The organism is Nocardioides anomalus, assembly GCF_011046535.1.
In the GTDB taxonomy this organism is placed as follows: Bacteria; Actinomycetota; Actinomycetes; order Propionibacteriales; family Nocardioidaceae; genus Nocardioides; species Nocardioides anomalus.
Genome location: NZ_CP049257.1, coordinates 900,530 through 915,500 on the forward strand (window position 1 = coordinate 900,530; position 14,971 = coordinate 915,500).

Annotated in this window: 12 protein-coding genes, 2 tRNA genes and 1 pseudogene; 10 read left to right on the forward strand and 5 right to left on the reverse strand. The window is 75.3% G+C overall.

The annotated features are described in order from the left end of the window. The 8 genes and pseudogenes from G5V58_RS04730 to tig form a co-directional block, all read left to right on the forward strand. Positions 1-888: an alpha/beta hydrolase gene (locus G5V58_RS04730; protein ID WP_165229205.1), complete on the forward strand. Its 888-nt coding sequence runs from the start codon at positions 1-3 to the stop codon at positions 886-888. Positions 889-917: 29 nt separating this feature from the next. Continuing rightward, positions 918-1,448, forward strand: a complete 531-nt coding sequence (locus tag G5V58_RS04735; RefSeq protein ID WP_165229207.1) for a ribose-5-phosphate isomerase — start codon at positions 918-920, stop codon at positions 1,446-1,448. After that, entirely contained in the window at positions 1,441-2,301 is an 861-nt protein-coding gene (locus G5V58_RS04740) for an Fpg/Nei family DNA glycosylase (RefSeq protein ID WP_165229209.1), read from the forward strand. The genes G5V58_RS04735 and G5V58_RS04740 overlap by 8 nt, the downstream gene beginning before the upstream one ends. Further along, positions 2,298-3,401, forward strand: a complete 1,104-nt coding sequence (locus G5V58_RS04745) for a PP2C family protein-serine/threonine phosphatase (protein WP_165229211.1) — start codon at positions 2,298-2,300, stop codon at positions 3,399-3,401. Before G5V58_RS04740 ends, G5V58_RS04745 begins: the two co-directional genes overlap by 4 nt. A gap of 310 nt (positions 3,402-3,711) precedes the next feature. Further along, positions 3,712-3,785, forward strand: a tRNA-Gly gene (locus G5V58_RS04750). Between the two features lie 33 nt (positions 3,786-3,818). Continuing rightward, a tRNA-Pro gene (locus G5V58_RS04755) sits at positions 3,819-3,894 on the forward strand. Positions 3,895-4,127: 233 nt separating this feature from the next. Continuing rightward, positions 4,128-4,706, forward strand: coding sequence for a cation transporter (locus tag G5V58_RS04760; protein WP_329957555.1), 579 nt, complete (start codon positions 4,128-4,130; stop codon positions 4,704-4,706). A 56-nt stretch (positions 4,707-4,762) separates the two neighbouring features. Next, positions 4,763-5,671, forward strand: a pseudogene (gene tig, locus G5V58_RS26545) (trigger factor); the annotation flags it as partial. Here the strand turns inward: tig and G5V58_RS26550 are convergent. Beyond that, positions 5,552-5,797 (reverse strand): hypothetical protein, encoded by a 246-nt coding sequence (locus G5V58_RS26550; RefSeq protein WP_329957556.1) that lies wholly within the window; start codon positions 5,795-5,797, stop codon positions 5,552-5,554. The pseudogene tig and the gene G5V58_RS26550 overlap by 120 nt on opposite strands. On the opposite strand from G5V58_RS26550, the gene G5V58_RS26555 reads away from it, so the two are divergent. Both G5V58_RS26555 and G5V58_RS04770 read left to right on the forward strand, forming a co-directional pair. Beyond that, positions 5,784-6,254 (forward strand): trigger factor, encoded by a 471-nt coding sequence (locus G5V58_RS26555; RefSeq protein ID WP_329957557.1) that lies wholly within the window; start codon positions 5,784-5,786, stop codon positions 6,252-6,254. The two genes, G5V58_RS26550 and G5V58_RS26555, sit on opposite strands and share 14 nt — an antisense overlap. 121 nt (positions 6,255-6,375) lie before the next feature. Continuing rightward, positions 6,376-8,064: a serine/threonine-protein kinase gene (locus G5V58_RS04770; RefSeq protein WP_165229213.1), complete on the forward strand. Its 1,689-nt coding sequence runs from the start codon at positions 6,376-6,378 to the stop codon at positions 8,062-8,064. A gap of 16 nt (positions 8,065-8,080) precedes the next feature. Here G5V58_RS04770 and G5V58_RS04775 read toward each other — a convergent pair whose 3' ends face one another. Genes G5V58_RS04775 through G5V58_RS04790 form a run of 4 tightly spaced genes read right to left on the reverse strand, consistent with a single transcriptional unit; the run spans position 8,081 to position 14,878 of the window. Beyond that, positions 8,081-10,168 (reverse strand): DUF3488 and transglutaminase-like domain-containing protein, encoded by a 2,088-nt coding sequence (locus G5V58_RS04775; RefSeq protein ID WP_165229215.1) that lies wholly within the window; start codon positions 10,166-10,168, stop codon positions 8,081-8,083. Next, positions 10,165-11,361, reverse strand: coding sequence for a DUF58 domain-containing protein (locus G5V58_RS04780; RefSeq protein WP_165229217.1), 1,197 nt, complete (start codon positions 11,359-11,361; stop codon positions 10,165-10,167). The genes G5V58_RS04775 and G5V58_RS04780 overlap by 4 nt, the downstream gene beginning before the upstream one ends. A gap of 3 nt (positions 11,362-11,364) precedes the next feature. Beyond that, positions 11,365-12,354 (reverse strand): AAA family ATPase, encoded by a 990-nt coding sequence (locus G5V58_RS04785; protein WP_230487093.1) that lies wholly within the window; start codon positions 12,352-12,354, stop codon positions 11,365-11,367. Between the two features lie 16 nt (positions 12,355-12,370). Then, positions 12,371-14,878: a fibronectin type III domain-containing protein gene (locus tag G5V58_RS04790; protein WP_165229219.1), complete on the reverse strand. Its 2,508-nt coding sequence runs from the start codon at positions 14,876-14,878 to the stop codon at positions 12,371-12,373. Positions 14,879-14,971 lie beyond the last annotated feature (93 nt).

A 14,971-nucleotide genomic window follows, 5' to 3' on the forward strand; every position in this document is an offset into this window, starting at 1 on the left:
ATGGCGCTCTACCCCGAGGCACGCCGCGCGGTCGAGGCCGCGCAGGGCGAGCCGCAGGTCCACGACGACGGGTACGACGTGGCGGCGGCCCGAGCGGCCAACCGCGCCGCCGCGCTGGCCGAGGAGCCGCTCGAGCTGGCCGAGATCCGCGATCTCGACGCGGCCGGGGTGCCGGTCCGGCTGTACCGCCCGGCCGGCGCGGACCCCGGACTCGTCGTCCACCTGCACGGCGGCGGGTTCGTCTTCCACGACCTCGACGTGCACGACCGGGTGTGCCGACGCTTCGCGGACCGGCTCGGGATGGCGGTGCTGAGCGTGGACTACCGCCTCGCACCCGAGCACCCGTTCCCGGCCGCGCCCGACGACGTCGACACGGTCCTGGCGTGGCTCCGGGGCTCCGACCTGGCGGCCGGCGGTCCGACGTACGTCCACGGCGACAGCGCCGGTGGCAACCTCGCGCTGGTCGCCGCGCTGCGGCACCCGGGGCGCTTTGCGGCGGTGGTGCTGCACTACCCGTTCCTGGACCCGACGGCGGCGGGGGAGAGCTACGCGCTGGGCGCCGCCGCGGACTTCGACCCGCGCGAGGCCGCGTGGTACTGGCAGCAGTACGCCGCCACCGACGCCGACCGGACCGACCCGGACCTGGCCCCGCTGCTCAGCGACCGGCTCGGCACCCTGCCGCCGACGCTGGTCACCACCGCCGAGCACGACCCGCTGCGCGACGAGGGCGAGCTGCTGGCCGCGCGGATCGCCGAGGCCGGCGGGGACGTGACGTGCGTGCGCTACCTCGGACAGATCCACGGCTACTGGCGCCACCCGGTGTTCCCGGCGGCCGAGCAGGCGCTGCGGCAGACCTGCGCCTTCCTCCGCGGCCACGGCGTCGCCTGACCGGGGGAGGCCCCTGACAGGATGGCGGCATGCGCGTGCACCTCGGCTCCGACCACGCCGGCCTCGACCTCAAGGCGCACCTCGTCGCCTGGCTGACCGAGCACGGCTACGAGCCGGTGGACCACGGGCCGTTCGCCTACGACGCGCAGGACGACTACCCCGTCTTCTGCCTGCGCGCCGCCGAGGGCGTGGCCGTGGACCGCAAGGACGGCCTGGAGGACAGCCTGGGCGTGGTGATCGGCGGCTCCGGGAACGGCGAGCAGATCGCGGCCAACAAGGTGCCCGGCATCCGCTGTGCGCTGGCCTGGTCCGACGAGACGGCCACGCTGGCCCGCGAGCACAACGACGCCCACGTGGTCTCGGTGGGCGGGCGGATGCACCCGATCGAGGACATGACGCGCTTCGTCGAGATCTTCCTGGCCACGCCGTTCAGCGGCGAGGAGCGCCACGTGCGCCGGCTCGGCCAGGTCGCGGAGTACGAGAAGACCCGGGAGCTGCCGCCGCTGCCGGACTCGGCCCAGGGGCACGGCGGCCAGCAGACGCAGGGTCAGGATGCCTGAGGGGCACACGCTCCACCGTCTCGCCACCGCGCTCGACGGCGCGTTCGCCGGCCAGCAGCTCCGGGTCAGCAGCCCCCAGGGTCGGTTCGCGGACTCGGCCGCCCTGCTGGACGGGCGGGTGCTCGAGGGCGCGGAGTCGTGGGGCAAGCACCTGTGGCTGCGCTTCGCCGGCGGCGACCTGGTGCACGTGCACCTGGGGCTCTACGGGAAGTTCGACGTGCACCCGGACGTCCCGGTCGTGCCGGCACCGGTGGGCCAGGTCCGGCTGCGGCTGGTCTCGCGCACGGCGTACGCCGACCTGCGCGGGGCCACCGCCTGCGAGCTGCAGACGCCCGAGGAGCGCGCGGCGATCGTGGCCCGGCTCGGCCCGGACCCGCTGCGCCCGGACGCCGACGGCGGCGCGGCGTACGAAAGGATCCGGCGCAGCCGCGCGCCGCTCGGCGGGCTGCTCATGGACCAGTCGGTCGTCGCGGGGATCGGGAACGTCTACCGCGCCGAGCTGCTCTTCCGGCACCGCCTCGACCCGATGCGCCCGGGCACCAGCGTGCGGCCCGGGCGCTGGGCGGAGCTGTGGGACGACCTCGTCGGGCTCATGGCCGCCGGGGTGCGCGAGGGCGTGATCCGCACGGTGCGGCCCGAGCACCTGACGCAGGAGGAGCTCACGAACGGTCAGCGCGTGTCCTACGTCTACCGCCGCGCCGGCGAGCCCTGCCGGGTCTGCGGCACGCGGGTGCGGACCGCGGAGCTCCAGGGCCGCAACCTCTACTGGTGTCCTCGATGCCAGCCCCGGTTCCCGCTCGCGCGCCGTACAGTGATCGCGACCGGCCCGACGGACGCCAGGGAGCAGCGATGAGCACCGACGTGCGGCCCTCGCGCGCGCGTGCCTCGGAGGTCTCCGCCCCGCGGCACACCGTGCGGCGCTTCGCGCGGCGCGGTGCCTACCAGGACACCAAGCTGCTGCTCGCGCTGTCGCTGCTGCCGCTGGCCATCGTGGTCGGGGTCGTCATCTCGCCGGTCAACGTGCCGTTCACCAGCCTCATGGTCCCGCTGCTGCTCGGCAGCCTGCTGCTCACGCCGCGCCTGCTGCCGTACTTCTGCGTCTACCTCTTCGGTGCGCTCATGGTCTCCCTGGCCGCGCAGGAGAGCGTCACGCTCAAGACCTACGGCGCGGTCGGCATCCAGGTGCTGATGTGCCTGATCGTGCTGGCCTTCGCGCTGCGCCGCCAGCGGCTCGGCGTGGCCGGCGCGATCGGCGAGTCGATGTTCGTCGACCTGCGCGACCGGATCCTCCAGCAGGGCGGCATCCCCGAGCTCGCGGCCGGCTGGCACGCCGAGTCCGCGCTCCGCTCCGCCGGCGGTACGCCGTTCGCCGGCGACTTCATCGTCGCCTGCACCACACCCGGCCGCCTGCACCTGGTGGTCGTCGACGTCTCCGGCAAGGGCGAGGAGGCCGGCACCCGCGCCCTGCTGCTCTCCGGCGCCTTCGGCGGCCTGCTCGGCGCGCTGCCGCCCGAGCAGTTCCTGACCGCCGCCAACGACTACCTGCTGCGCCAGGACTGGGACGAGGGCTTCGCCACCGCCGTCCACCTGACCCTCGACCTCGACGACGGCTCGTTCGAGGTCCGCAGCGCCGGCCACCCGCCCGCCGCCCTGCGCCACGCCGGCGCCGGCCGCTGGGGCGTGCTCACCAGCGAGGGCCCGGTCCTCGGCCTGATGCCCGACGCGGACTTCGTCACCGCCCACGGCCGCATCGGCCACCAGGACGCCCTGCTGCTCTACACCGACGGCATGGTCGAGGAGCCCCGCCGCGACATCGACCTGGGCCTCGACCGGATGCTCGGCGAGGCCGAGCACCTGCTCCGCGGCGGCGTCGAGGGCGCTGCCCGCCGGATGGTCGACGCCCTCGGCTCACGCGACGACGACCGCGCCGTGGTCGTCATCGCTCGTCGCTAGCTCGACTCGACCCGACGACCACCGCGCGGCCGTCGCCGCGCGAGTGCGGGGGCGCCTCCCACCCCCTGGGCGGCGCCCTCGACGCCGCCGCGGAGCAGGTGCTCGGCCTCGCCGAGCATCCGGTCGAGGCCAGGTCGACGTCGCGCACCGTCGCGTCGGCCGCGCCAGCGCCCGCCGGTGCTGCGGGCCGTGCGGGCGGCGTTCCGGAGCAGCCGCGGCCGGCGGCGCGAGCGCGCCGTGCAGGCGCCGGTTCGTCGGGGGAGCGTCCGGACCGCTAGATTTCGACGGTCTCCGGCCCGCGCCGGAGCGCGCGGATGTAGCTCAATGGTAGAGCCCCAGTCTTCCAAACTGGCTACGCGGGTTCGATTCCCGTCATCCGCTCCAGGCAGGGTCCGAGGCAGCTCGGGGCCGGTCTGGCGGGGCGTAGCGTAGTGGCTAGCGCGCCTGCTTTGGGAGCAGGAGACCGCAGGTTCGAGTCCTGTCGCCCCGACCAGCAGCACCGCAGGTCAGAGGTCGTTCCCGCACTCGTCGGGAGCGGCCTCTGCGGTCCGGGCCGGTCCGACGGCCGCCGCTCTCGTATCGAGTCGTGTCCGAGGTCCTCACCGCCGCCGACCGGGTGCGCCTGGGCCGTCGCGCCCAGCTGCTCGCCGGGGCCTCGGTGACCTACACCGTCCTCGAGGCCGTCGTCGCGATCACGGCGGGGTCGTCGCCGGTTCGGTCGCGCTCGTGGGCTTCGGTCTCGACTCGGTCGTGGAGGTGTCCTCCGGGCTGATCATCCTGTGGCAGTTCCGCCACGTGGTCCCCGAGTCCCGCGAGCGCACCGCCCTGCGCCTCATGGCGGTGTCCTTCTTCGCCCTCGCGCTCTACGTGGGCGTCCAGTCGGTCCGCTCGCTGACGAGCGACCGGGAGCCGGACACCTCCACGGTCGGCATCGTGCTGGCCGCGGCGTCGCTGGTGATCATGCCCAACCTGTCGTGGGCGCAGCGGCGCACCGGGCGGGCGCTGGGGTCCGGCGCCGTGGTCGCCGACTCGACCCAGACGCTCCTGTGCACCTACCTGTCGGCGGTGCTGCTGGTCGGCCTGGTCCTCGACGCCTCGCTGGGGTGGTCGTGGGCCGATCCCCTCGCCGGCCTGGTCATCGCGGCCGTGGCGGTGCGCGAAGGTGTCCAGGCCTGGCGCGGCGAGGGGTGCTGCGCACCCGGCCCCGCCGGGGGTCCCGCCAGGGCGGCGTGCACGGACGGGTGCTGCGCCGAGGACGTGGTGGCGGGGCCGCTGCTCACCGTCCGGACGCCCTCCCAGGGCTGACGGCGCACCCGACCCCGCCGAGCGCGATTCGTGGCCCTGTGGGTGGCGTCGATACGATGGAACGTCGCCCGGCAGGGCGAGACGTCCAGACGTGGCCGAGTGCGGCCCCAGGAGGAGATCAAGCAGTGAAGAGCGCCGTCGAGACCTTGAGCCCGACCCGGGCCAAGCTGACCGTCGAGGTGCCCTTCGAGGAGCTCAAGCCGAGCCTCGACGCGGCGTACAAGCAGATCGCGAAGCAGATCAACGTGCCGGGGTTCCGGCGCGGCAAGGTGCCGCCGGCGGTGATCGACCGTCAGGTCGGCCGCGAGGCGGTGCTGGACCAGGCGATCAACGACGTCCTCCCCCAGAAGTACATGGAGGCCCTCCAGGACAACTCCCTCGAGCCGCTGGCGCAGCCGGAGATCGAGGTCACCAAGCACGGCGACGACGGGTTGGAGTTCACCGCCGAGGTCGACGTCAAGCCGGAGATCACGCTGCCGGAGTACGCCGGCCTCGAGGCCTCGGTGGACGACCTGACGGTCAGCGACCAGGACGTCGAGGAGCAGGTGCAGGCGCTGCGCGAGCGGTTCGCCACCCTGTCCGACGTGGAGCGGCCGGCGGCCGACGGTGACTTCGTGGTCATCGACCTCACCGCGACCCGCGACGGCGAGGTCGTGGACGGCGCCGAGCTGACCGGCATGAGCTACCAGGTCGGTCGCGGCGGGATGATCGACGGCCTCGACGACGCGCTCGCCGGCATGGCCGCCGGCGAGGAGAAGACCTTCCAGACCCAGCTGGTCGGCGGCGACCTGATCGGGCAGGAGGTCGACGTCCAGGTCAAGGTGACCCAGGTCCAGGAGCAGGAGCTACCGGAGCTCGACGACGACTTCGCCCAGGACGCCTCGGAGTTCGAGACCCTGGCCGAGCTGCAGGACGACGTCCGCGAGCGGCTCACCCGCGGCAAGCGGCTCGAGCAGGCCGCGGCCGCCCGGGACGCGGTGCTCGAGGCACTGCTGGAGAAGATGGAGATCCCGCTGCCCGAGGGGGATCGTCACCGACGAGCTCAACGCGCGCCGGCAGAGCATCGAGCAGCAGCTGGTGTACTCCGGCATGACGATGGACGCCTACCTCGAGGAGCAGGGCCAGACCCAGGAGGAGTTCGAGGCCGACCTCGAGCGCCGGGTCCGCGACGCGGTCGCCGCCCAGTTCGTCCTCGACGAGATCGCCAAGCAGGAGGCGTTCGGCGTCGACCAGGGCGAGCTCTCCGAGCACCTGGTCCGGCGGGCCCAGCAGTCGGGCCAGGACCCGCAGGAGTTCGCCAACCACATGTTCGAGCACAACCACATCCCCGAGCTGGTGCAGGAGATCCTGCGCGGCAAGGCGCTGGCCCAGATCGTCGAGGGCGCGAGCGTCACCGACGAGTCGGGCCAGCCGGTGGAGCTCAAGAACCTCCGCCCGGACGGCACCATCGGTGAGCCCGAGGCCGAGGGCGACACCGACGGCGACACCGACGGCGAGGCCGAGGCCGGCACCGGGGACGCCGCCGAGGACGAGGACGACGCGAAGTAGCCCACCCCCTGGGGTGACCAGACCACGCGTTCCGTAGGTTTGGCTGCGTCCCGGACGGTCGATCATCCGTCCGGGACGCACACAACTGCGGAACGCGCAGGGACACGAGGTTCTGGGGATCGTGACTGGGGCGAACGACGACGACGCGTGGCGACCGCCACAGGCGCCGGCACGCCCCGCCGAGGAGCTCGAGGGCTACGCCGACCTGGTCGAGATCGGCCGCGGCGGCGACTCGGTCGTCTACCGCGCCCGTGACCTCGCGGTCGACCGCGAGGTGGCCATCAAGGTCCTCGCCGTAGACGACCCCGGCCGGGTCGACCGGTTCGTTCGCGAGATCGAGATCACCGTCGCGCTGGGCCGCCAGCACCCGAACATCGTCACCGTCCTCGCGGTGGGCACCACCGCGAGCGGACGCCCGGCGATCGTCATGGACTTCTACGAGCGCGGCAGCCTGCACGACCAGCTCCGCGAGCGCGGGCCGATGGCCGTCGACGAGGCGGTGGCCGCGATGGTCGTGGTCGCCGACGCGCTGGCCTTCGCCCACGCGCACGGCGTGCTGCACCGCGACGTGAAGCCGCAGAACGTCCTGGTCCTGCCGACCTCGTGGGTGCTGGCCGACTTCGGCATCGCCCGGCTCGTCGACACCGAGCACACCGCGTCGGTGGAGACCTTCACCTACCGCCACGCCTCGCCCCAGCTGCTGGACGGGATGGCACCGACCGCGGCCGACGACCTCTGGGCGCTCGGCTCGACGCTGTTCACCCTGCTCGACGGCCGCCCGCCGTTCGCCAGCGACGACCCCGACGACGACTCGGCGCTGGCCTACCTGCGCCGGGTCCGCACCGAGGAGCGCCGGCCCCTCGAGCACCACCGTGGCCAGGGCGACACCACGGCGGTGCTGGGCATCGTCGACCGCTGCCTGGCCAAGGACCTCGACCAGCGCTGGGCCTCGGCCGGTGAGGTGCGCGACGCCCTGGCCGAGGTGCGGGTGCACGGCTGGGAGCCGGGCGCGCCCGTCGTCCCGCTGAGCGCGGGCCCGGGCGCGGCCACCGGCACGGCGCTGGCCCCGACGCCCACGCCGGTGCCGGCCACGACCCGGGTCGACCCCGAGCCCGAGCCGACCGGGGGCAAGCACGCCGCCCGCGCCGAGGAGCCGCCTCCGCCCGCCGAGCCGTCCCCGCTGGCCCTGTCGGTGCTGGCCCACGGCGCGCAGCCGGTCGACGAGGAGCCCACCGGCACCGCGCTGGCGCCCCGGACCGGGGGAGGAGCGGTCCCGCCCCGCCCGCCCGAGGAGGAGCGGCCCGTCGACCCGGGCGCGCGCCGCCGCCGCCGCACGCTGCTCGTGCTGGCCGCGGTGGCCCTGCTCGTCGGCGGCACCCTGGGACTGTTCGGCTCCGCGCTGCGCGGTGGTGACGACGACGACCGGGCCGAGGACCCCGGACCGACCGCCGGGCCGGTGCAGACCGGCGAGCCGGTGCCGACGCTGAGCAGCGCGCCGACCGTCAGCGGCGACCCGCAGCCGCGGATCCCCGACCCCCAGCTCACCTTCGACTTCCTCGACATCACCGACGACGGGCTCACGCTGGCCCTCCGGTGGAACGACCCCAGCGACGGCGAGGGCCGCTTCGTGCTCACCGAGACCTCGCCGGAGAAGAACGTCCTCAAGCAGTTCTCGCCCGGCGTCACCGAGGCCGAGCTGTCCTACCCGATGTCGGTGGGCGACCGGTCCTGCTTCGTGCTGTCGGTGGTGATGCCGGACGGCCGCTTCGGGGTCGCCCAACCGCAGCCACGCTGCGTCACGCCGAAGTAGGCCCCCGCCGGACCGCTCAGCGCAGCAGCACGCGCGGGTCGACCCACCACCACCAGCGGCGCCACGCCGGCACGCTCGACCGCGCCGCGCGTCGTACGTCGGCCAGGGCCGTGCGCAGCCGGTCGCCGGCGCTCGGCTCGGCGCCGCCCGGTCCGAACACCGTCCGCTCGGCCGAGTCGGCGACGGTGCGCGCCGCGCTGGTGCCGAAGCGCGCGTCCGCGGCGTCGGCCAGGTCGGTGGCGGGCAGCGTGCGGTCGACGGGTACGCCGGCCAGGGCCAGCGTGTCGAGCACCTCGGCCCACGCGCCGGGGGCGCCGCGGCGCAGGTGGCGCACCGAGCGCAGGCGCCGCAGGGCGAGAACGAGCAGCAGCAGGACCAGCACGGTCGCGCCGGCCCCCAGCGCGAGGGTCGCAGCGCCGACGCCGCCCCCGGAGTCCCCGGCGGCCGGCCGCGGGGCCGCGGCGTCGTCGTCCTGCGGCGATGCGCCCGCCTCCGTCGGCTGCTCCTGGGGCGCGGGTGGCCCGTCGCTGTCCGGCACCGGCGGCTGCGCGACCGTGGGCCGGCTGCTGCCGATCGCGGAGTCGGTGGGCGTGGGGTTGAACGGCACCCAGCCGAGCCCGTCGAAGTACACCTCGGGCCAGGCCAGCGCGTCGCGGCCGTGGACCACGAGCGTGCCGTCGCGGTCCGGGTCGCCCGGCCCGAAGCCGACCACGAGCCGCGTCGGGAGCCCGGCGTCGCGGGCCAGCAGCGCGAAGGCGGTGGCGAACTGCTCCGACGTCCCCGTCCGCGCGCCCGGCGTGCCCGGCTCGCCGAACAGGAACTGCTCGATGCGCCAGAACGCCGACCCGGAGGCCGCGCGGGCGGTCAGCTTGCGGTTGTGCGAGACCGCGCTCTCGATGGCCAGCGCGGTCTCGTACGGCGACCCGGCGCCCCGGGTGATCCGGGCGCCGTAGGTCGAGATGGACAGGGGGAGCTCCGGCTGCCGGAGGTACGCCGCCGCGTCGCCCCCGGTCGGGACGGTGGCGGACAGCAGGTCGTCGGGGTCGGGCGCGTCGGCCACCCCGGTCACGTCGTAGCGGGTCCCGGTGCCGGCCCGGCCGTCGTACACGGTGCCGGACTCGAGGTCGACCGCCGCGTCGCGGGCGCTGACCGCGACCGGGTCGCCGGGGGTGGGCAGCCAGGGACCGCCGAGCGCGTCGAGCTGCACGCGCAGGTCGGAGCGTTGCCGCAGCCGGCCGTCGGGCAGCGACTTCTCGCCGGGCGAGCCGAGCGGGGAGTAGCGCGTGGAGGCCTGCCACTGGGTGCCGTCGTAGTCGCGCAGGGTGACCAGCCGCAGCGGCACGGGGTCGCCCTGGACCCGGAACAGCTCGGCGTCGGGGTTGGCCGCCCAGGCGCCGAGGCGGGGCAGCGGGCTGGGCAGCTCGACGGACAGGACGGGAGCGTCGACGTGGTCGCGCGGCTCGAAGGCGTTGCCCACCGGCACCAGCGCGACGCCGGCGACGACCACGGCGAGCCCGGCGACGACCGGCAGCCCGGTGGCGATCCGGCGGCGGGCGTCGTCGGGCCGGTGGTCGAGCAGCACCCAACCCGCCACGGCCAGCGCGACCAGCAGCACAGCGAGCAGCCCGTGCGGGTCGGTCGCGCCGGCGCTGAGCAGCGCGCCCGCGACGTACAGCACGACGGCGCCGGCCACCGGACCGACGCGGGTGCGGGCGTCGAGGCGTAGCCCGGCCAGCAGCGAGACCAGGGCGACGAGCACCAGGGGCGCGGTGAGCAGGTCGGCGCGCGCGGCGTAGGGCAGCGGCTCGGTGAGCAGCCGCGGGACGGCGTCGCCCAGGCTCTCCACCAGGGTGCCGTCGGTCCCGGCGGTCATGAGGTACGCCGTGAGGACGAGCAGCGCCGTCAGCACGGCCGCGGCGGGCCAGCGCGGCACGCCGAGCCACACCACGACGCGCAGCAGGACCAGCGGCAGCACCGCACCGAGCAGGAGGACGACGGTCGCGACCCAGGAGTCCCAGACGCCGGCGATGGCCAGGCTGCCGGTGGCCACCAGACAGGCCGCCCAGGTCGTGGCGGCCACGGAGGTCTTCCAGGAGCCGGTCACGGTCGCAGCACCCGGTCCCAGGTCCGGGCCAGCGCGGTGGCGTCCTCGCCGCGCAGGACCAGGAGTCCGGCGTGGTCCTCGCTGACCACGGTGGCGCTCGGGTCGACCACGGCGTGCACGGTGCGCGCGGGTGAGCCGGAGTCGAGCAGCCGGCGCAGGGCGGGCTCGTCGGCGCCCGGGCCGCTGACCGCGACGGCCACGTCGGCGCTGTCGGTCTCGACCGTGGCGGGCAGCCCGGCCTCGACCAGCTCGATCTCGGCCAGCAGCCACTCCAGCTCGTGGGCCTCGTGCTGCGGCTGGCCCGTGGGCGAGCCCGGGACCTCGACCTGGTGGCGGCCGCTGGTGGTCAGGAAGCGCACCGGGTGGCCCTCGGCGGCGGCGGACCGGCAGAGCGCGGCGGCCAGCTCGACGGCGTCCTCGAAGGTCTGGTCGTCGCGCTCGGCGCGGGGCCGCCCGGACCGGTAGCCCGCGGCGGTGTCGTCGAGGACCACGCGCACGTGCGGCTCGGCGGGGTCGACGTCCTCGCGCACCATGAGCGAGCCGGTGCGGGCGCTGGTGGCCCAGTGCAGGCGGCGCAGGTCGTCGCCCATGGCGTACTCGTGCAGGCCCACCAGGTCGGTGCCGCCCAGCTCCCAGGCGGTCTCGGCGCCGCGGGCGGAGCGGCGGGTGCCGGTCGGCATCCCGGACACCGGCACGCGGCGGGGCAGGACGCGGACCAGGTCGGTGCGCCCGACCCAGACGGTGTGGTCGGCGAGCCCGGCCAGCCCGACCCGCCGGAGCCGGACCGGGCCGACCTCGACCAGGCCGCGACGGCCGGTGGGGATGGGGTAGGGCACGCTCACCGTCTCGGCGCGGGCCGCCTCGGGCAGCGGGACGGGGACCAGCGCGCCCTCGACGGTGTCGCTGACCTCGAGCCGGGCCAGGCCACGGTGCCGGCGGCCGGTGACGGCCAGGGTGGCGCGGCAGTCGTCGTGGCGCACGACGACCGCGGGGGTGACGGTGCGGCGCACCACGAGGTCGGGCGGCGCCACGACGGCGAGGACCTCGAGCGCCAGCGCGAGCAGCAGCGCACCGCCCAGCGCGGCGACGAGCGGGTAGTGCAGCCCGAGACCGAGCACGAGCATCCCGAGGGCCAGCGCGCCGACCAGCCAGCCCCGGCTGGTGACGGCGGCCCTCCCGGCGCGGCGGGCCACGTCTCAGGCCCGGTCGGGCTGCGGCGGGGGCACCGCCTCCAGCGCGTCCTGGACGACGGCGCTCGGCGTGTGCCCGGCCAGCGCGGCGTCGCGGGTGAGCACCGTGCGGTGCGCGAGGACGGGTACGGCGAGCCGCTGCACGTCGCTGGGCACCACGTAGTTGCGGCCCTGCGCCGCGGCGTACACCTGCAGGCAGCGGACCAGCGCCTTGAGCCCGCGGGTGCTGGCGCCCAGCCGGACGCGCGGGTCCTCGCGGACGGCCACGCCGAGGTCGCGCACGTAGCGCAGCAGCAGGTCGGCCACGTGCAGCGTCTCGAGCTGGCGGATGGTCATCGCGACCTCGTCGGGCGAGGTCACCCGGGCCACCTCGCCGACGTGGCCGGCGGTGCTGCCGGGCCGCAGCACCTCGATCTCGTGCTCGGCGTCGGGGAAGCCGAGGGTGACCCGGACCAGGAACCGGTCGAGCTGCGCCTCGGGCAGCCGGTAGGTGCCGTCGAGGTCGACAGGGTTCTGGGTCGCGATCACCACGAACGGGTCGGGGACCGGGTGGGTCTCGCCGTCCACGGTCACCGTCCGCTCCTGCATCACCTCGAGCAGGGAGGACTGGGTCTTGGCCGCGGCCCGGTTGATCTCGTCGGCCAGCAGCACGTGGCCGAAGACCGGACCGGGCCGGAACCGGATCTCACCGTCGCGCGGGTCGAACACCGTGGTGCCCGTGACGTCGCTGGGCAGCAGGTCCGGGGTGAACTGCACCCGCCGCACCTGCCCGCCGAGCGCCTGGCCCACGGCCCGGGCCAGCGTGGTCTTGCCGGTGCCGGGCACGTCCTCGAGCAGGACGTGGCCCTCGGCGAAGACCGAGACCAGGACCAGGTCGATGGTGGCGCGCTTGCCGTGCAGCGCCGCCTCGACCGCGTCACCGAGCCGCTGGTGGAGCTGGCGGAACGCGGCGACGTCGGCCTCGGTCGGCGTCGGGGAGTCGGCCAGAGCGGTCACGGGTGTCCTCCTGTGCTCATGGCAGCTGGCAGCCCTCGCACACCGGCTGCTGGGTCGTCGTCCACTGGTAGGGCGCGCTGTCGACCGAGCCGCGGGGTCCCTCGGCGTGGAAGACGATCGAGTGGGTCGTCGTGCCGTCGGACCCGGGCTCGTAGAGGTAGCCGTTGCGGATGTCGACCTGCACGCTGCCCTGGCCGCACGGGAAGGTCCCGGTCTGGGCCCCGTTGGTGTTGCCGGTGTGGGTCCACGAGCAGGTCCCGGCGAAGGTCCGCCAGCTGTCCGGGGCGGCGAGGGTGAGGGTCGTGGTGCCGTTGCCCTCGACGTCGACCCCGCTCCACTGGGTGCTGTCGCCGGCGACCAGCTGCGCACCGCCCTCGGGCAGCGGCGGCGGGGTCGGCCCGGTGTAGGTGAGCTGGGCGGTGGCCACCGCGCCCGAGCCGCGGGCGTTGCGGGCCGTCACCGACACCGTCGACGGGGTCGGGTCGCAGTAGGTCTGGCCGCAGTCGACGGTGAGCTGCGCGGTGGTGCCCTTCACGGTCACGGTGTGCACGCCGTACTGGTCCTTGGCCTGGACGGTGTAGTCCAGGACTTCGGAGCCGTTGGCGGTCGCGGGCTGCCACTTCAGCGAGTACGTCGCCGCGGTGTCGGACGCGGTGCCGACGACGGTGCCCTCGAGCCGCGTGGGCGCACCCGGCCGGTCGGCGGTGCTGACCGGGGCGGAGGGCGCCGAGACCTGCGGCGACGAGCCGGCCTTGAGCGCGGTGACCGTGAAGCGGTGCGCGCCGATGGGGACGGTCACCGAGGCCTGCCGGACGCCGGCGCTGACCGCGGCCAGCGAGGTCGGCGAGCCGGCCTCCTGGACCGAGAAGCCGTCGACCGGGGTGCGGCTGTCGAAGACCCAGGTGACCTGGACCTCGCCGGACTGCAGCTGGGTCGCGGTGACCCCGGTGGGCGCCGGCAGCTGCTGGCCACCGCCGCCTCCGCCGCCCCCGCCGCCGGGCGGGGTGCTGGTCGGGGTGCTCGTCGGAGTACCGCCACCACCGCCGCCGTGGTTGCCGCCGCCGCCGTGGTTGCCGCCGTGGTTGCCGCCACCGCCGCCGGGGATGGTCAGGATGCCGCCGGAGGGCGAGCCGGACGGGGAGCCCGAGGGCGAGCCCGTCGGGGTGGTGGGCGGGTTGGACGAGGGGTTGCTCGACGGCGTCTGGATCGTGGCCGGCGGGTTGGACGGGGTGCTGGGCGGCGGGTCGGACTGCGGGCCGCTGCCCGGGCCGCACTGGTAGCGCGTGCCGACGCACACCGGGGGGACCGACGGCGGCGCGGAGGGCCCGCCCTGGAGGTCGCCGTCCGCGACCGTGTCCACGGTCCCGGGGTCGACGCTCGGCACGTCGGCCGGGTCGCCGGAAACGGTCGGCACGTCGTCGTCGAGGCGGACGATCTCGGACACCGAGCCGTCCTGGCTGACCGAGACGCCGTGCGTCGCGCCGGGCACGTTGATGAGCAGGGTGCCGTCGTCGACGACCAGGGCCGGGTCGCCACCCTCGGGCAGCGCGATGTCGTCGCCGGCCCGGGCACCGCCCGCGTCGAGGCGCACGACCTTGTCGTCGCCGGGGCAGGGGACGTAGACCGTGCCCTGGAAGGCCTCGGGCCGGTCCGGGCGCGCGCAGCCGATGCTGGAGACGTCGACCTCGTGGACCTTGCCGTCGGAGACGATCGCCACGGTGCCGGTCTCGGGGGCGGCGACGGGGACGAGGTCGGCCGGGGCGTACTGCGGGACCTGGAGCTCACCGGACAGCCGTGGCGCGCCGGCCACGACCTCCTCGTCGCTGCCGGTGCCGACCTGGACCACGATGCCGGCGTCCGGGCCGAAGAGGGTCACGCCCTGGTCGTGACCGACCAGGACCGACCGGGCGCCGCTGTGGTCGATCTCCCGCTCGTCCTCGGTGACGAACGCGCCGTCCCGGCCAGACCAGCGCAGCTCGCTCAGCGTGCCCTTCTGGTCCACCGACCAGACGTTGCCCCCGCCGTCCACGACCGCGTCGGCGATGCCCTCCGGCGACTGCCACAGCTCGCCCAGGGTGTCGGTGCTGACCGGGTCGATCGCGCCGATGGTGCCGCGCTCGCGGTCGACCAGGAACACGTCGCTGCCGTGGTGGAGCACCTCGGTGGCCGCACCCGGGGTGACCCGGCGCTGGCCCGAGGTGAGGATGCTGCTCATGTCGTAGGACACCAGCTGGCCGCTGGTGCGGTTGGTCACGATGAGGCGGCCGGTGTACTGCGCGATGTCGAGCTCGTTGCCCGGCGCGCCGACGTCGATGCGGGTCTCGGGGCGGCCGGTGGCCGGGTTGACCTGGATGACCTCGCCGCTGGGGCTGTCGGAGAACCACGTGAGCCCGTCGCCGAGCTGGGTGGCGGTGCGGCTCAGGCCGGTCCCGAACAGGGCGCCGGCGACCAGCGCGCCCGCGGCGACCAGGACCGACAGCTCGGCCGTGCCCCGCGCCGAGCGCTCGGAGCGACGGCCGGCCACCCGCCCGAGGCGGGTACGGATCCCCCGAGAGGCGTGCGCACACCCGTCCCTTCCCGGTCAGGACGGCTCTCAACCCTGTCGCTGGACCTGCCG